The following is a 22,790-nucleotide window of genomic DNA, read 5'->3' as shown; positions in this document are numbered from 1 at the left end:
AAATCATCCCTGCATCCAGTGGCCCAGCCCTTCGGGTCAGGCCACCGCTTCGCGACCAGGAGGCCCCCTTGCACCATGATCCGGTGATCAGCGTCGAGCGACTCTCGAAGACCTATGCCGGCGGCTTCCAGGCGCTGAAGGAGGTCTCCCTGGAGATTCGGCGCGGCGAGATCTTCGCCCTGCTGGGGCCCAACGGGGCCGGCAAGACCACCCTGATCAGCGTGATCTGCGGCCTGGTCAACGCCACCTCGGGCCGGGTGCTGGTGGATGGCCACGACAACGTGCGGGAGTTCCGCGCCGCCCGGGAGCGCATCGGCCTGGTGCCCCAGGAGCTGACCAACGACGCCTTCATCCGGGTCTGGGACACGGTCGCCTTCAGCCGCGGCCTGTTCGGCAAGCCGAAGGACCCCGACCATCTGGAGAAGGTGCTGCGCTCGCTGTCGCTGTGGGAGAAGCGCCACAACCGCATGATCACCCTCTCCGGGGGCATGAAGCGCCGGGTGCTGATCGCCAAGGCGCTGGCCCACGAGCCGGAGATCCTGTTTCTCGACGAGCCCACCGCCGGCGTCGACGTGGAGCTGCGTCGGGACATGTGGGAGGTGGTGCGCCAGCTGCGCGACAGCGGGGTGACCATCATTCTCACCACCCACTATATCGAGGAGGCTGAGGAGATGGCCGACCGCATCGGCGTCATCCGCGGCGGCGAGCTGGTGCTGGTGGAAGAGAAGCGCACCCTGATGCGCCAGCTCGGCAGCAAGGAGCTGACCCTGCATCTGCGCGAGCCTCTCGAGGCGATTCCTGCCGCCCTCGACCGCCACGCCCTGGCCGTGGCCGAGGAGGGCCACGCCCTGGTCTACAGCTATGACGCCAGCGAGGACGACGAGGAGTCGAGCGGCATCGCCGAGCTGCTGGCCGATCTCGAGGCCGAGGGGATCGGCTTCAAGGACCTGAACACCCGCCAGAGCTCGCTGGAAGAGATCTTCGTCAGCCTGGTCAAGGAGCGCCCATGAACCTGCACGCCGTCAAGACCCTCTACCAGGCCGAGATGGCCCGCAGCCTGCGCACCGTGCTGCAGAGCATCGTCTCGCCGGTGATCTCCACTTCCCTCTACTTCGTGGTGTTCGGCGCCGCCATCGGCACCCGCATCAGCGAGGTGAACGGGGTGAGCTATGGTGCCTTTATCGTCCCCGGCCTGATCATGCTGCTGCTGCTCACCCAGAGCGTCTCCAACGCCTCCTTCGGGATCTTCTTCCCGCGCTTCTCGGGCACCATCTACGAAGTGCTCTCGGCCCCGATGTCCTACCGGGAGATCGTCATGGGCTACGTCGGGGCGGCGGCCACCAAATCCATCGTGCTGGGGCTGATCGTGCTGGCCACCGCCCGGCTCTTCGTCCCCTACAGCATTGAGCACCCGCTGATGATGGTGCTCTTCCTGGTGCTCACCGCCCTCACCTTCAGCCTGCTGGGTTTCATCATCGGCATCTGGGCCGACGGTTTCGAGAAGCTGCAGCTGGTGCCGCTGCTGGTGATCACTCCCCTCACCTTCCTCGGCGGCACCTTCTACTCCATCGACATGCTGCCCCCCTTCTGGCAGGCGGTGACTCTGGCCAATCCGGTGGTCTACCTGGTCAGCGGTTTCCGCTGGAGCTTCTACGGCATCGGCGACGTCAGCCCGGTAGTGAGCCTCGTCGTGATCACCCTCTTCCTGGCCGCGGCGCTGGCAGTGGTAGAACGCATCTTCCGCACCGGGTACCGGCTCAAGCCGTGACGCGCACGGGCCGCCGTTATCGGCGAGAGCCCTTCGTTCCAGGGGCTGGCGGCCCCTTCTAGCGGGCCATGGGCACGCGATCCCAGGCTTGCCGGGCACTGAACTCCCCCTCGATGACCAAGGGCAGACTGTCGGTCAGTCGATCCAGCGGCGTGACCTGGCCATCGAGCCTCAGGTGACCCGACAGGGTCTCCTCATCGACCCGCTCCAGTATCACCTCGCCGTCGCTTCCCAGGCCGGCGGCCACGACACGGCTTCGCCCCGGCTCCGTCAGGTCGGTGAGTGCCAGGTAGGCCACCAGCTCGCCGGGCTTAGCCTGATCCGGCCCCTCGGCCACCGCTAGCCGCTGCGGATCATCCGGCATGGCCGCGTCGACGCGCAGCAGGGTGAGGCAGGCGGCCTGATGCAACTCGGGATCGTAGGACTCCAGGGTCAGCATGAAGCCGCGGCCGAAGCTATCGTCCTGACTGCCGAAGCTCGCCTCGCCTAGCACCTCGCCGTCGATGCTTCCCTGCATCTGTCCCCGGAAACTCGCGTTCTCCTGCATGGCGGCCAAAAGGGAATCGGCGCCCCCGAGTTCGACACTTCCAGCTCGATTTTGGCCTGAAATCGGCACTCATGGCATGGGAATTCAGAGACTTAGCCATTTCTGGCCGAATTCTTTGTAGTGACACGTTTTTCTCTTGGCACCTTGCCAGGCATGGATTGACCGGTCTATCGTGGTGACATGTTCGTCAAAGTCACCAAATCCGGCCCTCGCCGCTATGTGAAGCTCGTCGAGTCCTATCGCGACGAGGCCGGCAAGCCGCGCCAACGCGTGATCGCGACGCTGGGACGTCTTGAGGCCGTCACGGCCGGGGAATCCAGCGCGCTGATCAACGGCCTGCTGCGCGTCACCGGCCAGCCAACACTCGAGGAAGGCACCGGCGAGACCGACTTCGCGCCGGCGCGCTCCGTGGGTGATACTTGGCTGCTGACGTCACTCTGGAAAGAGCTCGGCCTGGATGACGCCTTCCGGCGTGTCTTGCGTAGCAAGCGCCAGTTCGATGCCGAGCGGCTGCTGCGGGTCATGGTGTTCAATCGGCTATGTGATCCGGAATCCAAGCTCGGGGTGCTGCGCTGGCTGGAAGATGTACTGGTGCCCGACGTCGACACGGCCTCGATCAGTCACCAGCATCTGCTGCGCACCATGGATACCCTGTCGGACTGTAGCGAAGCCCTCAATGACGTTCTGGCACAGCAGCTCAAGCCACTGATCGACCAGGAACTCTCGATCGTCTTCTACGACCTCACCACAATTCGGGCAGAAGGCAGTACCTCACTCGACGGTGATGTCCGTCAATACGGTCCCTCGAAGGAGGGCGGCATCGCCCGCCAGTTCATGCTCGGTGTCGTGCAGACGGCGGAAGGCTTACCCATTCACCACGAAGTCTTCGATGGCAATGTCGCGGAAACCCGCACGTTGCTGCCGACCATCGAGACGGTGGTCAAGCGCTTCAATGTGCGGCGAGTCGTACTGGTCGCCGACCGTGGCCTGCTCTCGCTGGACAATCTGGCTGCTCTGTCCGCCGTGCGTATCGAGGATCGCCCTCTGGAATTCATTCTGGCGGTGCCGGGCCGCCGTTATGGCGAATTCGATGCGCTGCTGAAGGCGTTTCATCAAGCGCACTGCCAGGATGTCGACGCCGAACACGAAGCCTACGGCGAGATGACATGGCAGGATCATCGGCTGATCGTGGCGCACCGGCCGGAGGTCGCCAAGGCGCAGACGGCGGCACGTGATCAGAAGATCGAGGCGCTGCAGGCCGATGCACGCCAGTGGTTCGAGAAGCTGGACAACCAAGATGCTGGGCGTCGCTACCGCGGCAGAAAGCTCTCCGATGCCGGCGTCACCGCCAGGTTCTACAAGGCCGTCACCGACGCTCACCTCGGGCATATCCTAAAGGTCGATCTGACCGCCGAGACGTTCAACTATGTCCTGGATCAGCGCGCGCTCGATCGCGCCAGGGTGATGGACGGCAAGCTGCTGTTGGTCACCAACATGGCCGACCACGACCCGAAGGAGATCGTGGAGCGCTACCGGGCGCTGGCAGACATCGAGCGCGGCTTCCGGGTGCTGAAGAGCGACATCGAGATCGCGCCGGTCTATCACCGGCTGCCGGATCGCATCCGTGCCCATGCGCTGATCTGCTTCCTCGCCCTGGTGCTTTACCGGGTGCTCCGGATACGGTTGAAGGCCAGCGATCACTCACTGTCGCCGACGCGGGCACTGGAGATTGCCCGCAAGATCCAATTCCACCAGGTCCTGCTTCACCGTCGCGAGACGGCGAGCGGCCTGACCAAACTGAAGCCTGAACAACGCGATCTCTTCGAGGCCATTGGACTACCGGCGCCGACTGCATCTCGCTTGTAGTGCCAATTTTGAAAACGCGTTTCCAGGCTAATCAGTGGCTTACGCTTCTATCTGTCGAACTCGGGGGCGCCCATCTCCTCCGGCAAGGCCGGACACAAGCCCAGGCGATTGACCATCATCAGCGGCGTCTCCAGATAGTCCAGGCTTGCCGCATCCAGCCGACTCATGCCCTCGAGCACCGCATAATCGAGGGGCTCGGTCTCGGTATTCAGCTCCGTGGTCAGCAGCTCGAAACGATAGCCCTGTGCCTGTCCCGGCGGCTCATCACCCTCGACACGCCAGCCGTCGGCTTCCAGCTCGGCCAGCCCCTCCGCCGAGATCTGCACTTCCTGCATACGCGCCCCGGCCAGCATGCCCAGCGGCGCCAGGGCCGAGATCAGCTGCTCATGGTAGTACTCCTCGAGCCCGCTCACCGAGTGGGGGGCAAAGACGAGGTTGAAGACATAGCGACTCAGCTGCAGGGGAGCCGGAGAGAAGGCAAGATCCTCGAACACCCAGACGGTCCCTAGATTCAGGGCGTGGTAAGGGTGCCACGCCTCGTCCCGCCAGCGGCTCTTGTCGCTGACCACCGCCAGGGTATAGGCACTGGCCTCGCGGCCGGCCAGCTCCCGGGTCGCCCCGGTCGGCTCCACGGCCACCCTGACCGCGTCGGTTCGCTGACGATTGTCGAAGACATCCTGATATTCCAGGGGCGGTCGCCCCGACTCCGCCGGCATCCGGGATACCAGGGCATCGAAACGCGAGGCGACCTGATGGGGGCGGTTGTCCAGCGCCTCGCCGGTATAGAGGGGGTCGAAACCGCTGACCTGGCTCAGGTGCTCCTCATCGGGAGCCACCAGGGTAACATCCGGGCCCTGGGTCAGGTCCCAGAACAGGTCGTCCCCCTGGATCGTCATGTGCATTCGGTACTGGTAATGGTTGCCCTCCGTCTCGACCGTCAAGGGGGCCACCGTCACCGGTGAAGCCTCGGCCTTGACGCCCCAGGACATTGCCATCAAGGCGGCTCCCATCATGGCCCGACCAAGGGGCCGCCGCCTCTCCATTGCCACCATCATCACCTCTCCTCCTTCGTGGTGCTTTCCTGCCTGCGTCGATCGCTGGTCCCGGTGGTCCTAGCGGGCCGCCTGTTCCCGCACGGCATCGAGATCCCAACCGCGCATCAGCTCGACGGCGGCATCCTGGGATTCCAGGTTCTGCCCTTTCACCTGCATCAAGATGCGACCATCCAGCAGCAGGGTGACCTCGGCTCGCGAGCGGTTGGGCTCCCACTTGACGATGGCCGACTCGCGGCCCAGGCGTATCCGCTCGGTATTGGGCTGGGCCGCGACCAGGGCCGGGTTGTTGAACATGGCGGCCATGCCCTGAACCATAGGGTTGTCGATCATCATGCTCGCCTCCAGCTGACCGTTGCCGTCATCCTGACGGTACTGTCGTTCGAGCATGCTGCCGCCGCCGCCCAGCATGGCCGCGGCGCCTCCGCCGCCGGCCGACGCTACCTCATCGGCACTCCACCCGGCCGGAGCCTCGGGGAAGGTGGCGGCGATACGCCCCGACATCAGCTTGCGAATATCATTGATGGCGAACTCCAGTTCGGTAATGGCCCCGCCGTAGTCCTCCTCCTGGTAGAGTTCGAGCCCCAGCTCGATCTGCTCCACGACCTCGTCCTGGGCCAGGGCAGTCATCGGCAAGAGCAGCGCGGTTCCCAGAGCGGCGATACCCAGGCGGCGATTCAAGCTTCCCATGATGTGTCTCCTTGCTCGTGTGATCCTTTCGTTTCGCTGGCTCAGCGATCGAAGTCGAGTTCTTCGAGGCGTCCCGACAGCTGGACCTCATCCTCGCCGCTGGCCTCGAGGCTGATCTCGGCATCGAAGACGCCGTTGCGCTCACTGAAGCGAATGGCGCCATCGATCTCCTCTACCTCATGACGCATCAGAGATACTCGGATGGCGCCGTCACCGGCCTGATCGGACAGCGCATACTCGCCGGCGCCGACCTCCGTCGGCACATCGAGGACGATGCGGTTGCCTATCGATACGGCGAAATCATTGGGTGTTTCATGAATCGATACCCGGCCCAGGTATTGTTCGCTGTCGCCATTGACGGTGATCGCGTAGCGCGCCTCCCGCTGGGGGGTGAAGTCGAGCCCTTCCACGGCGCCCTCCGCCACGACACGACGCGCTTCCTCGCCCCGCCCCTCGGCGGCCTCGAGGCGCCAGGCGGCGCTGACCTGCTCCCCCAGCTCGGCCAGGTAGAGCTCACCGGCGACCTGGCGGGAGAACCCCCAGGCATTGCCGTGCCCCCGCACGTGGGCCTGAACCTCGCGCTCCTCCGCGTCGCTGAAGCCGGCGATGGTGTAGCGCTGTCCGGCCTCGGCGCCGGCCGGCAGCACCAGGGTCACCCAGGCCCTGACAACCTCCTCGGGCGAATCCTCATGAATGGCATCGGTATAGAGGGTCAGCGCATAGGGGCCGTCGGCATTGCTGCCACGCCGTGCCGCTCCCCCACCGCGTCCCGGGCGATAGCTGTCGACACTGACCCCGCCATAGCGAGGGTCCTCCGCCGTGGTGTATTCACCCATCGAGGTCACCGCTCCGCTCAGTGTCAGGCGAGACCCGGGGCCGGCCAGCTCATCCAGCCAGGCCTGCATCGCATCATCTGTGCCTCTGCCATCGGCCGCGGTATCGCCATTGCCGTCACCGCAGGCGGTCAGAATGCCCACCGCGGCCAGCCCAACAACACAGCGAGGTACGAATCGGGCCAAGGGTAATAGAGTCATGGATCATCTCCTCCTCGGTTACGGAGTCACTGTCCCTCGGTGACCGGAGACGCCTCGGTATCGGACACCCGGTTCTTGAGCTTGCGAAACTTGCGCGAGAGACCATCGAGCTTGGCCTCCCACTCCGGATCGGGCGTCTGCCCCTCGATGGCCTTGAAGTAGGCCTGCATCATGCAGGTGATGGCGAAGGGCTCGAGCACCGCCACCTTGACGCTCCAGGCAAACAGCAGCGCCACCACCACGCCGGTGGCCGACCAGCCGCCGGGAATCAGGTAGGCCACCGCCGCCGCCGGCGCCAGCATCACCAGGAAGATCACGAAGGAGAGCCCGTAGACGATCAGCGCCAGCCAGGCGGCGTTCTTGAACATCGGCTTGAGATTCTGGCCGTAGAGCACCAGGCCGTCGCGAGAGGCGCCCCAGGGGTCGTCGGCCCGGGTGCGGAAGCTGTAGGCGAGAATCACCTCGTCGATAAAGCCCACGGCGATACGCAGGAACATCTGCACCACGCGCAGGAACTGCTGCGCCCCGGGAATCGGCAGCAGGCGGAAGACGCCGCGCACCAGCCCGGTCAAGGCCTTCAGCACGCCCTTGATCAGCTGATCCACGGCGAACAGGACGCCGGCCTGACCGAAGCGCTCCTTGACCGAGGCGGTGGCGTGCTGGATCTGGCTGCGCCCCTGGGGCAGCGATTGCCCCTCGAGCAGCTCCACCAGCACGGCGATGTGTCCCGCCTTGACCATATAGAGCAGATACTCGCGCAGCACGTACATGATCACGCCGACGATGCCGAAACCGATGGCGCCGCCCCAGAAGGTGGTGGCCGCCCGGAAGCCTTCTTCACCGAAGCCGCCGATGCCCCAGCCGACGCCGGCCCCCACGCCGGTCATCAGCACATAGGCCAGCGCCACGCCGAAGTAGACCGCCAGCCGGAAGAGCAGAAAGGGCATTGTCTTGACCATCAGTCCCACCGACTGACCGATACGAAAGTCCCACATGGTTCCCCCTATGGCATGACCAGGTAATCCGATAGGCACAGGCTAGACGCGGATCGGTCCGGCGGCCCCCTTCATCCAAACGGGGCACCGGCCGCGCGAACCCACTAGATGCAAAGCTGCGTGGTCCACTCCTCCGGCTCGGTGGGGCCACGCCAGCACTGGTGCTTGCGCTCCACCCGCACCAGCTCCCAGAGGCCTTCCTCCCGCGGCTCGAAGGTCAGCCGGTAGCGCCAGGCTCGCAGGGCATCGTCCTTCAGGTTGCTCAGGGTCAGCATGACGCGCACCTCCCCCGACTCCAGCATCCGCTGCTCGATCTGCTCCACGGTCACCGGGTTGGGCAGCTCCCGGCTGTAGTGCTCGCGCGCCAGGGTCACGGGATCACGCGCGACGGTCTCTCCGGGCAGGTCGAGGACAAGATAGTCCGCCTCGTCACCGCTGCTCTGATCCACGGCGGCGGCATCGGCAGTCGCTGCGGCCAGCCAAATGCGCAGAATCGGGGAGGGATAAGTCGGCGGCCGGCCGGCCCAGGCCAGGTGGGTGCCCTCCTCGCTCACGGCAAGGGCGGTTGGCGGTCCCTGCCGGGGCATGGGCAGCTCGTCGGCCGCCGCCTCGGCGTTGCTCGCCGTCAGCAGCCCCTCGGGGACCTGCCCGGCACGTTCGACCACCTCGCCGGTCGCCAGGGAGTAGCGCTGAGCATCCCGGCCACAGGCCGCCCAGACGCTCTCCCCATAGGCCGTGAAGGCGACCTCCCGGCACCCCAGGCTACCCGCCAGGGACCTCAGCAGCTCCCCTGTTGCTGGATCCCAGAGCTTGAGCGATGCCTTGGGGATCACGCCGGGATTCCAGCTAGTGCTCGCCAGAACGCTGCCATCGGGGCTGAAGGCCAGGCCGGTGACGGGAAGCATCCACTCCACCTCCGGGGAGCGATGGCCATCCAGCTGCTGTTTCAGCCTGCCGGTGGCTATCTCCCACACCTTCAGGGACGACTCGCTGCCGCTCGCCAGTCGCATACCGTCTGGAGAGAGCGCCAGCTGTATCGCGCTCTCCTCAAGCTCCAGCTCATGCTGGATGTCGGCGGCCTGCCAGTCCGCCGCAGCGGCGCCCTGGGCCAGGGCCGGCAGCATTGCCGCCATGCTAAGCACCAACATGCGGCAGGCCGTCGGGCGTCGGGACATGGCGGCGTTGGGCCGGTCTAACGCTGCCGATAGAAGCATTGTCGATACCTCCTCTTGCCGTGCCTTTATGCGTTCGGAGCCTGCTATATATGGCATGAGTGGTTAGGGGTTGCCCTGGCTGCCTGGCGCCGCTACCGGCTCGGGGTCTTCGGCCTCCATGCGCAGATAGGCCTCCAGCTCGCCGCGAATCTCCGGGACGATGTCATCTGCGTGGGTGATGCGCATGTAGAAGATCGAGAAGTAGATCACCTTGACCGAGGCGGCCATACGCTCCAGCACCACGCTGAACAGCTTGGCGATCCACAGGGCGATCAGAATGGGCAGGGCCGTGATGGGCAGGGTGTCCGGCAGCGGCCCGGCACCGGCCATCGCCGTGCCCCCCAGGGGGTCCCCCAGGTAGTAGGGTGACTGGGGATCGCCCACCCAGATGCCGATCAGCAGGCCCACCAGCACCATCAGGGCATAGATCGGGAACATGATGGTGCCCACGGCCCGGGCCGCCACGTCGATCCCGAACACACCGGCCAGGGTCTCGGGCACGTTCTCCTTGAGCCGCTTCATGCGCGATATGCTCTCGCGAATGCCGTAGCCGTCGATGACCACCGAGGGCAGCAGATAGTGGTTGACCAGGTCCCACACCTCACGGAGCCCTTTCAGCAATATCGCCATCAGCACGCCAACGCGACCGATACGCAGCGCCCAGCTCAAGGCCCCGTTGAACACCATCTCGAACAGCGCGATGAGCCGGCTGGCCCCCTTGAACCCCTTGACCCTGGCCTTGGCTTCCGACGCCGTGCGCCGATGACCTTGCAGGGCCTCGCTGACCAGCCAGCTCTGCCGGAGCTCCTGACGCACGTAGTAGAAATACTTGTAGATGAACATCAACAGGCACAGCAGCAGCGCCGGGGTACCAATGTCACCGTTGTTGACCCACAGGGCGATCACGCTGATGAAGAATAGGCTGGCCATCACCACCCCGTAGACGGACATGCGAATCCAGGGCCTGAGAATCCCCGGGTCGCGGCCCACTAGGGTGAAGGTGTGCTTGAGCAGATAGCCCAGCTGAACGACACGCTCCTTGACAGCGGGCTGGCGTAACGTATTGGAATCAATCATATATCCCTCGATGCAAGATCATTGTCAGAGCGCCTCGATCCCGCTTAGCGGGACAACGGCAGCGCCAGCGTCTCGACGACGGCTACCCCGCCATATTCGAACTCCAGCGTCTCGACGTCCGCGGGATAGCGATAGAGCAGCTGGAAGTGACGCGGCTCATCCCCGGCCGGCAGCCAGAAGGGTTCCGGCTGCGGCATGGGCCCGGCCTGGTAGACCCCCAGCAGCTCCCCCTCCGGCGCACGCGGCCGCAAGCGATGCCCGACCTCCATCATGCCGCCGACCTCGCTCTGGTTGGCCATGGCCGCCTCGATCCAGACCAGCGCTTCCCCCTCCTCGGCGACGTGGCCGGCGAGGGCGTCGACTCGCGCCAGGTCGTGGACCCGGAAGCGAATCGGGCCGTCCTCGATCACCGCTCGCGGCTCGGCCTCCGGCTCGCGCTCGCCCTCCTCCAGCGTAAAGCGCAGGGCCGGACGAATCTCCGAGGAGATATCGGTGCCGCCGAACTGCGGCATATAGGCCACCAGCTCTACGTGCTCGGCCGCCTCGGGTATCGGGAACACCGCCTCGCCGCCGGCCCAGGCATCGGGCAGCAGCGCCGGGTCCGTCTCCAGGGTGCTCAGTGCGAGGTCGCGCACATAGCCATGGCGCCCGTCCACCACCGCCTGCAGCAGCCCCGCCGCCTCGATATACTCCATCACTCGGCGTAGCGAGGCCTCGGCGTCGGGTTCGGCGGAGGGGTCCAGCGCCCGGGCGTCCACCGGGGTACGCCACTCGCCCTGGCCGCGCAGGTCCACCACCAGCCACTGCATGCCCTCGGGGGCCGCTTCGCCCTGCCAGCGTTCATGGCGAGCGGCACCATGAACGCCAAGCGCGAAGAGGTCATGGCCCGCCTGTCGACCCGTGGCCTCACGCCCCTCGCCGGGGTCGGCACGCTCACCGAGCAGCGGCACGACGATGGGCGCGTACTGGTCGTGGTAGTAGTGCAGCGACAGCTGCGACAGAGCGTCATCGGGCACGGCGAAAGCGACTTCCCCCTGGCGCCGAGCACCGGAGCGGGGCAGCACGAACTCATCCCTGAGGGACGAATCTGCCGGCAGGGTCGGCCTCACCACCTGCCGGTCATCCACCAGCAGGTAGAGCTGGCGCTCCAGCGAGGCGACCAGCAGCGGCTCGGGATAGCCCAGGCCAAACACCAGATCGCTGGGCATCCAGCTGTCGAAGCTCACCTCGAGGGTGACCCAGCGACGCCCCGCCGGGGCCGGCTGGCCATTGAGCTCATCCTGGAAGGCCATCTCCTGGACCTGCAGGGTGAACGCCCGATTGCACCCCAGGGCGGGCAGGCGCTCCTGTACTGCCTCGGCGCAAGGCGACTGAGCAAGCGCTGGCGTTGCAGCCCCCAGGGCCAGCAGCCCGAGCAAGCCCACCGCGCCCCCGCGTATGCTTGGCTGATTCATTGGCACCTCCTCAATTGCAGCGGCCCCAGGAGTCCACGATGAATTCGGCGCCGGCGCCGGCCACGTCGCCGGCCGCCTGGCTGATGCCCGCCGAATTGAGCCGATCGAAGGCCCCTCCAGACACCAGCTCGCGCCCGATGATGATGTTGATGTCGTGGGCCTCGGCCAGGCCGCTCAGGCCATAGCTGGCGGCGCGGCTGATCATCTCCTGGGCCGCGGCATCCTGGGTGCAGCAGAGTGGGTCGCTGGCGGTAAACAGGCAGTCCCAGATGCTCTGCACCATATTCACGGCGCCCACGGCATTGTCGCCGGCGCTCATCAGGGTCAGGATCCCCTCGATGTACTGGCCGCGACGATCTCGTCCGTAGCCCAGCAGGTCACCGGTGGCAGGATCGAGCTGCCACCAGGTCGGCGCCTCCTGGCGTGCCGGTGCCTCGGGCAGCAGCAGCGCCTGCCCCGCGTCCAGTCGTGCCGCGAAGTGGGCGCGTAGATCGGCACTCGGCGCCCAGTCGAGGGCCGCCAGGTCGTCCAGGCGCTCCACCTGCCGCCAGTCGGCGCCCTCGTCGAGGTCGTGCAGAAAGGCCCGGGCGGTGTTGCCCAAGGCGGCGGATGGCGCCACGGCGAGTTCGGCCTCCAGCAGCGTATCCAGCGCCCCCTGGGCCAGCCGGGTCTCGGCCACCGCCTGGCCGTCGGGCACTGCGACCCGGTTGTCGAGAATGTCGAACCCCTCCCGGCGGCGGTACTCGCCCCCCTCGAACTCCATCAGGGTCACATAGCCCAGCAGGTTGAGGCGGGTCAGGGCGACCCGCTCGGGATAGGGGCTGTAGGCCAGCCGCATGGCGGCGAGCTGATCCAGCGCCGCGCGGCGAGCGCTGCGCGCCTCCAGGGCCTCGCCGATAAAGCTGTCATCGCCATAAGCGCCGAGGTAGGCCCCGGCCAGGGCCGCCTGGCGATTGTCCATCAGCCCCTCGTAGTGCCAACCGGCCAGCCGGGCCGGCGGCACCCAGGTCGTCTGACCGAGCACCTCCAGAGTGCTCAGCAACTCGATGGCGCGCTGCTCGCGAAGAGCGTCATCGACCGCGAACGCCTCGACGCCCGCATCGCGCCGGGCGGGACCGATCAGATCCATCATGGGACGCTCGACGGTGTGCGGCTCGTGGCCCGGCGCCTCGACGTGGAAACGCGCCATCACGGCGGTCAGCTCCGGCGGAGTGTCGGGTGCCTCGCTGCGCCGCCCGCCGACGCCGATCTCGCCCAGGGCACTGCTGGCCTCGCCGAAGGCCCCGGCGATAGAGGCATCCGAGCCGAGCTCGACAACGCTGCCATCCGCCATGATGCCCTTCTCGCGCGCCAGGCTGTCGCCCAGGCGCAAATAGGGCACCCACTGCTCCTGACCGAACAGCGCCTCGGGCAGGGTGTCGAGTGCGAGGCCGCCGTCGAGCAGCGCCTGGGGCGACGGCAGCTCCATGGGGTAGAGCTCCAGCTGCAGCTGCTGCCCCAGCAGCTCGGCGGCCGGCAGCCGGTGAGACAAGGCCACGGCTTCATCCAGCCGGCCCTCCTTGAGCTGCTCGGCGGCCACCTCGACGGTCAGCCAGTGGCGAACGTCGTCGGGCAGCGCCTCGGGGTAGACCGACTCGACCTCTCCAGCGGCGACCAGGCGCTCGCCCGCGGCGTGACCGGGCAGGGCCGGATCGAAGTCCGACCAGCCATCGGCAGTGCGTCGCTGCACCCACCAGTGCTCGGTCAAGGCGGGCTCCGGCATCCCTTGGCGGCCGGCAGCCTGCAGGCTATCTCCCAGCATGGCCATCAAGGCCTGCGTCTGGTGCCGGTTCTCATCCAGCAGCCGCGACTGCCGCTCTTCGGCCGCCTCTCGCTGCGCCAGCAGCGACTCGGCCATGGCGTCTGGGTCGCTCTCGAGACGCTCGGCCAGGGCGGCGATGGCTGCATCCGAGAGATCCATCTCGGCGGGGCCATCAGGCCGCCGGGCAACCGGCTCTCCCGCCCAGGTTGACTCGAGCCGCGCGAGCGCTTCCTCGGGCAGCGCGGCCCGGGCCAGACGCACGGTATGGCCGGCCTCCTCCATCAGCGCCGCCAGCAGCAGCGCCCGGTCCAGGCTGGAGCCCATCCGATCCAGCATCACCCCCTCGGCGCCGCGCAGCTCCCCGGCGTAGGGCAGCCAGCGGGTCTCGTCGCGCACCCAGGCAAAAAGCGCCCCGGGATCGAGACCCACCGCCTGCTGGGCCTCGGCCACCCGCAGCGTTTCCCAGGGCAGCTCGTCGTAGGCGTCGCGCACCGCGCGATCGAGGCTCACTACCCGCTGCTCGAGATAGCGCGCGTCGCTCTCGCTCATGCCGGGCGAACCGGGGCACATCATCGCCGCCGAGGCCATTGGCGCCAGCGCCAGCGAGGCACCCAGCAGGGCCAGCCTAGTCGTCACGTCCCACCTCCAGTGTCTTGCTCTGATTCGCCCCGATAGTGAAGGCCCGACGCCGCTCACCGGCCTGAGTCTCCACCACTAGCTCGTAGTCGCCGACCTCCAGTTCGACGGGCGCGTCGCCGACCCGGCCCCGGGCAATCACGGCGCCCTCGCCGTCCCGTACCCGCCAGGTGGCCGCCAGCGCCTGGGCCAGCCCCTCGATCAGCTCGTCTCCGTCCTGGCTGTCGAAGTACTCGCCGCCGCCGCGGGCGGCGAAGCGCTCGAACTCGGCCTGCAGGCCGATCTCGTCGATATGGAAGCCGACGATGTTGAGGCGCACGTCCAGCCCCTCCTCGATCAGCTCGTCCACTGCCGCGGCTACGTCGCCGTCGCAGGTCTCCTCGCCGTCGGTGAGCATTACCACCAGGCGCGGCTGCTCCTCGAAGCCGGTCAGGTCGTCGCGCACCGCCTCAATGGAGGCGGCCAGCGGCGTGCGCGCCAGGTTGATGGCCTGGATGCCCGCGACCACCTCGCGCACCTCGTCGTGATTGCCGGCGCGGGGGGGCACCAGCAGCTCGGTCTCGCAGCTGTGGGGCTCGGTATGGCCGTAGGCGCGCAGTGCCACCGGCACCTCCTCGGGGATTCGCTCGTCAAGGGTCTGCTGGACGATGCGACGGGCCACCTCGATGCGCCGGCCCCCCTCCATCCGGCGCAGCATGGAGCCCGAGGCGTCGAAGATCAGATGCACCACGCCACCGGCCACCGCCGGCTGCTCCGGGTCGGCGCTGACCACCTGCAGGCTGCCGGGCTCGGGGGGCGCCTGGTAGCGCGACTCGGCCTCGATGAAGAAGGTGGTGCCCTGGCGCAGCTCGCGCATGCCGGTCTCGAAGGCGCGAATCAGGTCATCGCGGTCGGTGGCATAGGCATAGCGCCCACCGCCGACGTTGGCCCAGCTCTTCATCAGATTCTGGTACCAGCGGGTCTCGTCGCTGGAGCGCTCCCGATTGTGGGAGATCTCCAGCGCCAGGATGCGCGGCTGCACCCGGGCCAGGTCACGCCAGACCGACATCTCCCGTGACTGCAGTTCGGCATCGGTGATCAGCACGATGATCGGTTCGACGTCCAGCCGCTCCAGTGCACGCGATGCCAGCTGCAGGGCGGGCTCCGAGTCGGAGCTGCGAAAGCCGCCTTCGTAGCCGGCCAGGGTGCGGCGCAGCTTGACCGGATCCTCCGCCCAGCCGCGCATCAGCAAGGGGCCGCCCAGGGGCATCAGGTTGGCCACCTCCTGCTCGGGGTCCAGGCCGTCGGCGAAGCGGCTGACCGCCCGCAGGATCGACGGCTGGTGATGGCTGAGGCTGCCGCTGGCATCCCACAGGAAGGCGATGGCGCGCCTGGGCTCGGTGACGTCGAGGCGATAGTCGCCGGGGGCGATGTCGATGGCCACCCCCTCGCGCCAGCCGCCGGCCTGGCGCGTCCAGTCCAGCACCAGCGTCTCCCCGTCGGGTCCTTCGAGGCGGCTCTCGAGCCGGCCGTGTAGCCCTTCGCGCAGACGCACGGCCAGGGTGTTCTCCCCATCGGCGACCTGCAGGCGGTAGCTGCGGGTATCGCCCGGCTCATGCACACGCGCGCTGATGCGCGCCTCGAGTGCCCAGGGGGCGTCGGGGCTGCTGGTCGTATCCTCTACTTCGGCGGGCAGGTCCGGCTCGGCCAGCGCCCGCTCGAAGGGGCCGGCCTGCTCATCCTGGCCCCAGTAGCCGAGGATCGACTCGCCGCTGCCCAGGGGATCTGCCTCGAAGGCGGAGAGCTGGGCGGGGCGCCGCCAACGCGGGCTCCGTTCATCCTCGGCGTCGGGCTCGAGAATCTCCAGGCGCAGATAGCGCGCCCAGACCGGTTCATCGAACGTCAGTTCGGCGCGCAGGTCGTCGTCGCGCTCCAGGCGCCAGTCGGCCTGTCGCTCCCAGGGCCCTACCGGGCTCTCGGTGGCGGTGTAGACCCGCACGTTATCCACCAGCAAGCCTTCCCACTCATCATCGTCCTGCCAGGCCAGCCGCTCGAGCCGGGCGGCCCGCTGCTGGTGGAAGCCGAATACCAGGCTCGCAGGTTCTCCGTCGTGACGTATTCCGCGGCGCATCCGGCGCTCGCTGGGATGAAACCGTGAGCGGGCCGCCAGGGTGAACTCATGCAGATTGCGATGCTCCGGGTCGCTGTAGATCCAGTGCCCCCCGCGGCTGCCCGCCAGCAGATCGGGGGTCGCCTCGGCCAGCGCCGCCGAGGGCTCGCCGAGCACACGAAGCTGGCCGATGCCGCTGTCCGCCCGGCGCGAGAGCTGGCCCCAGAAGCGCAGCGGCCGCACGCTCACGTAGCGGGCTTCCACCGGCGTCTCCAGCGGGAAGATCTGCTCCCCATCGGTGGCCTCCAGCGGCAGCACGGTCAGGGGCTCCAGGGTATCCGGTGAATCGCCCACGCTGATCTCGACCTCACGCCAGCGCTCCACCGGGGCGTGGCCCGAGCGCTGATTGATCACCAGGGCGTGAATCTCGCCGCCCTCGCCGGCCAGCCGCAGGGGCGGCAGCGCCTCGCCCGGCTCGCCCTGGAACCCCAGGTAGCTGCCGGCCGAACTCAGGCCGTCGATCAGATAGCCCAGGCCGTCCACCAGGCGCTTATACGCCTGCTCCAGGGGCTCGCCGCTATCCGGGTCGACGAAATGCGCCCCCAGCCCGCTCCAGGCCAGGTCGACTCGCCCCAGCAGCGCCTGCTGCGCGGCGTCATCCTCTGCCCCACCCCCGGCGATGGTCTCCACCGCGGTCAACCGCGCTTCGGCGACCTGGCCGCCGAAGTGCACGAACAGCGCCACTGGCTGATCGTCGGCAAGCCCCGGCGGCAGGGTCCAGGTCAGGGTCAGGTCGCGCCGCTCACCGGGGGCAAGGGTCACGCGCTCCTCGAGACCCTCGACGCGCCAGCCGGCATGGCTGGCGTGGGCCGCCAGGGGAATCTCATGGGTCTGCTCGCCGGTGTTCTCGACCCTGAGCACGCTGTCGATGGATTGCGGCCGGCCGTGCCAGGCGGCCAGCATCATCCCCGCCACCTCGAGCCTGCCCTCGATATCGGCCTGCCAGGCCTGCTCCCGGGCGTGGCGCTCGGCGAGCAGTGGATCGTCCACCTCAAGTTCGATGTCGCCGCGTCGCCCGGAGGTGGTACGCAGGTACCAGGGGCCGCCGGCAGGCACCTCGACGCGATCCACTACCGACCGGCGCCGCTCGCTCTCCACCGCCTCGCGCTCCAGGGCGTCACCGTTCTCATCGACGATCTCGAAAGGCGCCCGCGCCAGCCGGTTGGGGCCCAGCCGAGTCACCGTGATAGACCGCGGCTCCTCCCCCTCGGGCAGCCGGAACCACTGGTACTCCTGCCCCAGCTCGCTATGGGCCAGGCTCAGCTTTCCATCGCTGGGGAAGGGGGCCGCGCGGGCCTGGGCCACGCTCATGGCATGGCCCGATGCCTCGCCCCAGGGAGATGCTAGGTCATAGCTCACCGCATAGGTTCCGGCAGGGCTGCGGTGGTTCATGGCCAGGTAGTACTCTCCGGCCGGCAGCCGACCGGTGAGCACCAGCGCTTCGTCGTCCCTGTCGAGAGTGCCGCCCCGGGCAATCTGATCATCTCCCCAGTAGAGGGTCGGGCGGATACTGCCCTCGTCGGGCGGAGTGACCTCGATGCGCACGCCGTTCTCGCCGGGCAGATAGAAGCGATACCAGTCCACCCGTGAGGGGTGATGCAGATTGCCTCGCAGGGGTTCTCCGGCCTGGAGCTCATTGGCGAGTCCGGTTTCGTGGTTGGGCTCGCGCTCCCAGCCCTGTCGATCGGGGTCGTGGGTCTCGGCCACCAGTCGGTAGTCGGTGTCCCCGCCCTCGATATAGACGATGTACTGCCCGGCAGCCAGCTGCAGGTTGTCGACACCAACGCCCTCGAGCTCGCCGAGTCCCGCGGTCACCCCGCCGGCCAGGTAGTGGCGCCCGCTCTCGCTGGCGCGATAGACCAATACTTCGTCGATGCCCTCGCCGACGGCCTGGATGCGCCAGGTATCGCTGGAATCGGCGACATGGAGCCGGAAGTAGGCTCGGCGTTCGCCGAGCATGCTGCCGGTCAGGGGCATGCCATCGCCCAGGGGCATGGCCCAGTCGCGATGGTCCACCGGCTCCACCACCTCGCCGTCGGCCGGTGGCGCATCCGATGCCAGACTCACCCGCAGCGTATCGGGGTCGGGGCGGCGGTCGGCCAACGAGACCGCCAAATAGTAGTCGCCGGGCGGTGGCTGGAGGCGCGCGAAGCGTACCTCGCCCTCGCCTTGCCGGCAGGCTTCCTGCTCGGTGATCAGATCGCCCAGGCAGGCCTCCAGCATCTCCCCGCCCAGCCCTTCGGCCTGGATCGACCAGGCCTGGTCGATAAGCCGCTCGGCCGGCAGCGGGATACGGAAATACATGCGCTCGCCGGACAGCAGCTCGGCCTCGAAGGACTCATCCGGCACCAGGGGGTGGGCCTCGGCAAGGGAGCCCGCGACCATCTCCGGTTCCGGGTCGGGCACGGGGCCCGCCTGCTCGAGACGCAGCATGACCCGGCCGATGGCCTGGCCCTCGGGGTGGCGAATCTCAACTTGGCTTCCCTCAGGCAGCGCCTGGGCATCCCAGCGCTGTGCCAGGGCAAGTCCGCTTGCCTCTTCGGCCAGCGGAGCGCCCTCGGCGTCGACCAGCCGAATGGTAAGTTCCGTGTCGAGCTCGCCCCAGGCCGCCAGGCGCCATAGCCACTCGCCGGCCTCCTCGAGTTCCAGCGGCAGCGACCAGCGGTCGGTATCGAGCTGGAAGGCCCAATCACGCCCCGGCGCCACCATCAGCTCGTCGGGAGGGGTGTCGGCATCGGCCCGGCCATGCAGGGCCACTTCGCCGACCGGCTCCAGCGTCAGCTGGTACTCGCCGGAGAGCCCGGACAGGGTGATCAGATAGTCGCCGTGGGAGACCAGCAGCGGCTTGCGGCGCTGCACCGGCCGCTGGGGAGGGGATTCCAGGGCGAACAGCGCCTGGGGCGATGCAGACGCCTCCTCCTCCGGCGCGCGCTCCTGCGCCTCGCCGAAGGCCGCCACCCCCGCAGCCGGCTCATCGGCCGCTGCGGCGGGAGGCAGCGCGAGCGTGGCCGTCAGCGGCGCCTCGCCCTGCATCTGCAGCTCGAGGCGCCACAGCCGGTCCGCCTCGGCGTCATCCACCGCCCACAGGTACTTGTCGACGTCGCCTTCGGCCACCTCGCCCACCAGCCTGGCGGCGCCGCGAAAGCGCTGGGCGGTGTCGAGGGTATCGTTAGGTTCGCGCTCGAAGATCATCTGCGGATAGGCAGCAGCCGGCTGAACGAAACCCAGCATCAGCGCCGCGAGCAGGCCTGCCCTCCAACCATTGGCTCGCGTCATTGCTCTGTCTCCCCTCCGGCCTCAGTCATATGACGTATCCCTGCAGGTTAGCGCTTTCAGCATGCGGCGCCCCATGCGTTTAAAGGGGGCAGCCTGAGACAGGCAGCGCTAAAGTGGTGAGGAGACAGACGCTTGCAAGACGTATGCGACACATCACGGGAGGACGGATGTCATTCAGGCTCTTGCTCATCGCGGCCGCCCTGGCTGCCTCAGGCACGGCGCAGAGCCAGCCGACCGAGCTGCCCACCCCCGAGGGCCAGGTACTGCTGGTCGTCACAGGCGAGATCGCCGCTACCAACAAGGCCGACGCGGCCCACCTCGACCGCACCCTGCTCGAGGCGCTGCCTCGCCATGAGCTCGAGACCAGCACCTCGGTGACCGACGGCGTCAACCGCTTCGAAGGCTTTCTGATGCGCGACCTGCTGGAATGGGTCGGCGCCGAAGGCGATACCGCCGCGGCGATCGCCCTCAACGACTACCTGATCGAGATTCCCATGGCGGACTTTCACGACTACGACGTGCTGGTGGCCGACACCATGGACGGCGAGGCGCTGACGCCTCGGGACAAGGGGCCGCTATGGATCGTCTACCCCCGGGACGACCACCGTGAGCTGCAGGACATCCGCTATGACTATCGCTGGGTCTGGCAGCTGTATCGTCTCGAGATTCAGTGATGTCCTCGGGCCGTCCCGCCTATGTGCTTCCGGGAGTGGCGATCCTGGCCTTCGTCGCCTTCCTGGGCTTCGCCCTGTTTCGTCTCTTCCTGATCGAAGAGGACATGCGCGACAACGTCGACGAGAACATGCTGTGGGTGACGACCCAGGCCCAGGTGGCCAGCCATCGCTTCGAGCAGGCCGTCAGCCGCCAGGCGCTCGGCCACCCCCACGACTCGCCCTCGCTGCGGCTCGACGTCCTGTTCAGCCGCCTGATGCTGATGGATGAGGGGCCCCAGCGCCGCTACCTGCGCCGGGTCGACCTCGAGGCGCCCCTGGACGATGTCCTGGCACGCCTCGAGGCCATCGACGCCCTGATGCAGCCGCCGGCAGAAGGTGTTGCCGAGCGCGCCCGGGCCATTCAGCGCGAGCTCGACCCGCTGATGACGGGACTCAACCGTATCGCCACCGGTGTGATGAAGGAGGAGTGGGAGGCCACCGGCGCCCGCCTCGACCGCTATCACGCCAGCCTCCTGCAGGTAATTGCCGCGGCGGTAGGCATCCTGATCTGTGGCCTGCTGCTGACCAGCCTGCTGATCCACGCCCTGCGCCAGCGGCGCACGGCTCAGCGGGATCTGATGGCCCACCGCGACCACCTGGAAGAGGAGGTCGAGCGTCATATCGGTCGCTACCGGCAGACCGCCGAGGCGCTGGCCCGCTCGCTGAAGCGCGAAAAGGGGGTCAGCGAGTTCTACCGCAGCTTCGCCGGCATGGTCTCCCACCAGTTTCGCACGCCCCTGGCGGTGATCGATTCGGGGCTGCAGCGGCTGATTCGCCGTCACGACGACATGCCGCCGGCACAGCGCCTGGAGCGCTATCACCGGCTCCGCGAAGCGGTGGCACAGATGACGCGCCTGGTGGAGAGCTCCCTGACCGCGGCACGCCTCGACGGCGACCAGGTGGAATCACGCCCCGCAGCGTGCAGCCTCACCGACCTGGTGGCGCAGGCGTGCCGCCTCCAGCGGGAAGCCCACGGCGAAGCGCGTCTCCAGGTATCGGAACCGCAGGCGCCGCTGGAGGCCTGGTGCGATCGCAGCCTGGTGGAGCAGATCCTGGCCAACCTGCTCTCCAATGCGCTCAAGTATTCCCCCGCGGCTGAACCGGTCAGGGTGCAGCTGGGCGCCGAGGGTGCCAGGGTCTATTGCCGCATCGAGGACCACGGCATCGGCATCCCCGACGAGGAGCTGCCGCGCCTTTTCGAACGCTTCTTTCGCTCGAGCAACGCCCGGGGGATCTCGGGCCTCGGCCTGGGCCTGAACATCGCACGCCACCTGGCCCGGCTCCAGGGCGGCGACGTCACGGTGTCTTCCGTGGAAGGCGAAGGCACCACCTTCACCCTCTGGCTGCCCGCCGCGACCTGGAGGAATCAGGATGTGGAACCCAGCTGATCACGACACCCAGCTCGGTGTGATCCTCTGCGCCGAGGACCAGGACTCCCTGCGCACCGATATCTGTGACGAGCTCAGGGAGGCCGGCTACGGCGTGCTGGAGGCGACCAACGGCGACGAGACCCTGCGCCAGATTCATGCCGCCACCCCCGACCTGATCCTCTGCGACATCAATATGCCGGGGCCCAACGGCTACGAGGTGCTGGCCGAGATACGCCGCCAGCGCCCCGACCTCGCCGACACCCCCTTCGTCTTTCTTACCGCCCTGAGCGACGCCCGTGAGGTCGTGGAAGGCAAGCGGCTGGGCGCCGACGACTACCTGGTCAAGCCCGTCGATTTCGACCTGCTGCTGGCCACCGTGGAGGCGCGCCTGCGCCAGGTGCGCCGCATGCGCGACAAGGCCGCCCGGGAGGTCAACGAGCTGCGTCAGGCCATGGCTCGGCTTCACCAGAAGGCCTCCGACCGCGCCCTTGAGGGCGTCACGCGGGCCCTCGACCTGGTGGCGCCCGGAATGCTGCTGCTGACCCACTGCGGCGAGGTACTATTCGCCAACCGTGCCGCTCGTGCCCTGGCCGATGAGTCCAACGGCCTGCGTCTCGGTGAGACCCTGTCCGCCACCCGGCCGGGCCAGGCCCAGCGGCTTCGCCGCGCCCTGAACGCGGTCATGGATGCAAACAACCGCAGCGACGAAGTCGAATGTCTGCGCCTGCCCCGCCAGGGCGAGCGCCGCGACCTGCTGATAATAGCCTGTTCGTTGAACCCTCCTCCTCAGGAACCGGCCGCCGTGGTGCTGATCTCCGACCCGGAACAGCGCTCCCATATCCCACAGCAGGTGCTGGCCCGGCTCTTCGGCCTGACCCCCACCGAGGCCCGCATCGCCCTCGCCCTGGCCGAAGGACGGCGCAGCGAGGAGGTCGCTGCCCAGATGAGCATCTCACCGACCACGGTGGCCTTCCACCTGCGCAACCTCTTTCAGAAGACCGACACACGACGGCAGGCCGAGCTGATTGCCGTCATCCTGACCGGTGCGATGGCGGTGGCGCTGGAGGAGAAGGCCGTCCATCAGAAGTAGCAACCGCCAGGCGACCTCCCGGGCGGTCACGCCGCATCGGCGATGAGGGTGGTATCAT

The 22,790-nt window shown here is 67.7% G+C and carries 16 protein-coding genes; 6 read left to right on the top strand and 10 right to left on the bottom strand.

The genetic code is table 11. The features are described from left to right. The first annotated feature begins 68 nt into the window (after nucleotides 1-68). Together ACRYRV_RS14750 and ACRYRV_RS14745 are read left to right on the top strand one after the other, a co-directional pair. A complete protein-coding gene (locus tag ACRYRV_RS14750) occupies nucleotides 69-1,010 on the top strand; it encodes an ABC transporter ATP-binding protein (RefSeq protein WP_444984635.1) in 942 nt (313 codons plus the stop codon). Then, the gene (locus tag ACRYRV_RS14745) at nucleotides 1,007-1,768 is read left to right on the top strand and encodes an ABC transporter permease (protein ID WP_299310339.1); all 762 of its coding nucleotides are present in this window, start codon (nucleotides 1,007-1,009) and stop codon (nucleotides 1,766-1,768) included. The genes ACRYRV_RS14750 and ACRYRV_RS14745 overlap by 4 nt, the downstream gene beginning before the upstream one ends. Before the next feature lie 58 nt (nucleotides 1,769-1,826). On the opposite strand, the gene ACRYRV_RS14740 is transcribed toward ACRYRV_RS14745, so the two are convergent. Next, nucleotides 1,827-2,285: a hypothetical protein gene (locus tag ACRYRV_RS14740; protein ID WP_445005905.1), complete on the bottom strand. Its 459-nt coding sequence runs from the start codon at nucleotides 2,283-2,285 to the stop codon at nucleotides 1,827-1,829. Nucleotides 2,286-2,495: 210 nt separating this feature from the next. On the opposite strand from ACRYRV_RS14740, the gene ACRYRV_RS14735 reads away from it, so the two are divergent. Next, the gene (locus ACRYRV_RS14735) at nucleotides 2,496-4,181 is read left to right on the top strand and encodes an IS1634 family transposase (RefSeq protein WP_444984110.1); all 1,686 of its coding nucleotides are present in this window, start codon (nucleotides 2,496-2,498) and stop codon (nucleotides 4,179-4,181) included. Between the two features lie 47 nt (nucleotides 4,182-4,228). Here the strand turns inward: ACRYRV_RS14735 and ACRYRV_RS14730 are convergent, their stop codons facing one another. The 9 genes from ACRYRV_RS14730 to ACRYRV_RS14690 all read right to left on the bottom strand — a co-directional run bounded on the left by ACRYRV_RS14730 (nucleotide 4,229) and on the right by ACRYRV_RS14690 (nucleotide 19,559). Beyond that, complete coding sequence (locus ACRYRV_RS14730; RefSeq protein WP_445005904.1) at nucleotides 4,229-5,176, bottom strand: hypothetical protein; 948 nt, start codon at nucleotides 5,174-5,176, stop codon at nucleotides 4,229-4,231. A gap of 117 nt (nucleotides 5,177-5,293) precedes the next feature. Beyond that, nucleotides 5,294-5,923: a hypothetical protein gene (locus tag ACRYRV_RS14725; protein ID WP_309636469.1), complete on the bottom strand. Its 630-nt coding sequence runs from the start codon at nucleotides 5,921-5,923 to the stop codon at nucleotides 5,294-5,296. Nucleotides 5,924-5,964: 41 nt separating this feature from the next. Then, nucleotides 5,965-6,828 (bottom strand): hypothetical protein, encoded by an 864-nt coding sequence (locus ACRYRV_RS14720; RefSeq protein WP_444984637.1) that lies wholly within the window; start codon nucleotides 6,826-6,828, stop codon nucleotides 5,965-5,967. Nucleotides 6,829-6,983: 155 nt separating this feature from the next. Continuing rightward, nucleotides 6,984-7,952 carry a hypothetical protein gene (locus ACRYRV_RS14715; RefSeq protein ID WP_444984638.1) on the bottom strand — a complete coding sequence of 323 codons (969 nt, stop codon included), beginning with the start codon at nucleotides 7,950-7,952 and terminating at the stop codon, nucleotides 6,984-6,986. Nucleotides 7,953-8,056: 104 nt separating this feature from the next. Then, entirely contained in the window at nucleotides 8,057-9,085 is a 1,029-nt protein-coding gene (locus ACRYRV_RS14710) for a WD40 repeat domain-containing protein (RefSeq protein WP_444984639.1), read from the bottom strand. A 144-nt stretch (nucleotides 9,086-9,229) separates the two neighbouring features. Continuing rightward, nucleotides 9,230-10,243: a hypothetical protein gene (locus tag ACRYRV_RS14705; RefSeq protein ID WP_309636465.1), complete on the bottom strand. Its 1,014-nt coding sequence runs from the start codon at nucleotides 10,241-10,243 to the stop codon at nucleotides 9,230-9,232. Nucleotides 10,244-10,287: 44 nt separating this feature from the next. Then, nucleotides 10,288-11,697, bottom strand: coding sequence for a hypothetical protein (locus ACRYRV_RS14700; protein ID WP_444984640.1), 1,410 nt, complete (start codon nucleotides 11,695-11,697; stop codon nucleotides 10,288-10,290). Between the two features lie 10 nt (nucleotides 11,698-11,707). Further along, nucleotides 11,708-14,134: a hypothetical protein gene (locus ACRYRV_RS14695; RefSeq protein ID WP_445005903.1), complete on the bottom strand. Its 2,427-nt coding sequence runs from the start codon at nucleotides 14,132-14,134 to the stop codon at nucleotides 11,708-11,710. Then, on the bottom strand, nucleotides 14,124-19,559 hold the full coding sequence (locus tag ACRYRV_RS14690) for a hypothetical protein (protein ID WP_444984642.1): 5,436 nt from the start codon (nucleotides 19,557-19,559) through the stop codon (nucleotides 14,124-14,126). The genes ACRYRV_RS14695 and ACRYRV_RS14690 overlap by 11 nt, the downstream gene beginning before the upstream one ends. Before the next feature lie 167 nt (nucleotides 19,560-19,726). Between ACRYRV_RS14690 and ACRYRV_RS14685 the strand changes: the two genes are divergently transcribed. The 3 genes from ACRYRV_RS14685 to ACRYRV_RS14675 are packed head-to-tail and all read left to right on the top strand — an operon-like array spanning nucleotide 19,727 to nucleotide 22,732. Next, nucleotides 19,727-20,233, top strand: coding sequence for a molybdopterin-dependent oxidoreductase (locus ACRYRV_RS14685; protein ID WP_309636461.1), 507 nt, complete (start codon nucleotides 19,727-19,729; stop codon nucleotides 20,231-20,233). Next, nucleotides 20,233-21,660: a sensor histidine kinase gene (locus ACRYRV_RS14680; RefSeq protein ID WP_444984643.1), complete on the top strand. Its 1,428-nt coding sequence runs from the start codon at nucleotides 20,233-20,235 to the stop codon at nucleotides 21,658-21,660. The genes ACRYRV_RS14685 and ACRYRV_RS14680 overlap by 1 nt, the downstream gene beginning before the upstream one ends. Beyond that, nucleotides 21,644-22,732, top strand: coding sequence for a response regulator (locus tag ACRYRV_RS14675; protein ID WP_309636459.1), 1,089 nt, complete (start codon nucleotides 21,644-21,646; stop codon nucleotides 22,730-22,732). The genes ACRYRV_RS14680 and ACRYRV_RS14675 overlap by 17 nt, the downstream gene beginning before the upstream one ends. Nucleotides 22,733-22,790 lie beyond the last annotated feature (58 nt).

The sequence above is a fragment of the Halomonas mongoliensis genome (assembly GCF_052496345.1).
This window is presented reverse-complemented; position numbering and strand designations above follow the sequence as displayed.

Coding starts and splice junctions, on each gene's coding strand:
- ACRYRV_RS14745 (WP_299310339.1), top strand. CDS start 1,007: ATGAACCTGCACGCCGTCAAGACCCTCTACCAGGCCGAGATGGCCCGC.
- ACRYRV_RS14740 (WP_445005905.1), bottom strand. CDS start 2,285: ATGCAGGGAAGCATCGACGGCGAGGTGCTAGGCGAGGCGAGCTTCGGC.
- ACRYRV_RS14735 (WP_444984110.1), top strand. CDS start 2,496: ATGTTCGTCAAAGTCACCAAATCCGGCCCTCGCCGCTATGTGAAGCTC.
- ACRYRV_RS14730 (WP_445005904.1), bottom strand. CDS start 5,176: ATGGCAATGTCCTGGGGCGTCAAGGCCGAGGCTTCACCGGTGACGGTG.
- ACRYRV_RS14725 (WP_309636469.1), bottom strand. CDS start 5,923: ATGGGAAGCTTGAATCGCCGCCTGGGTATCGCCGCTCTGGGAACCGCG.
- ACRYRV_RS14720 (WP_444984637.1), bottom strand. CDS start 6,828: ATGCAGGCCTGGCTGGATGAGCTGGCCGGCCCCGGGTCTCGCCTGACA.
- ACRYRV_RS14715 (WP_444984638.1), bottom strand. CDS start 7,952: ATGTGGGACTTTCGTATCGGTCAGTCGGTGGGACTGATGGTCAAGACA.
- ACRYRV_RS14710 (WP_444984639.1), bottom strand. CDS start 9,085: ATGGCGGCAATGCTGCCGGCCCTGGCCCAGGGCGCCGCTGCGGCGGAC.
- ACRYRV_RS14705 (WP_309636465.1), bottom strand. CDS start 10,243: ATGATTGATTCCAATACGTTACGCCAGCCCGCTGTCAAGGAGCGTGTC.
- ACRYRV_RS14700 (WP_444984640.1), bottom strand. CDS start 11,697: ATGAATCAGCCAAGCATACGCGGGGGCGCGGTGGGCTTGCTCGGGCTG.
- ACRYRV_RS14690 (WP_444984642.1), bottom strand. CDS start 19,559: ATGACGCGAGCCAATGGTTGGAGGGCAGGCCTGCTCGCGGCGCTGATG.
- ACRYRV_RS14685 (WP_309636461.1), top strand. CDS start 19,727: ATGTCATTCAGGCTCTTGCTCATCGCGGCCGCCCTGGCTGCCTCAGGC.
- ACRYRV_RS14680 (WP_444984643.1), top strand. CDS start 20,233: ATGTCCTCGGGCCGTCCCGCCTATGTGCTTCCGGGAGTGGCGATCCTG.
- ACRYRV_RS14675 (WP_309636459.1), top strand. CDS start 21,644: ATGTGGAACCCAGCTGATCACGACACCCAGCTCGGTGTGATCCTCTGC.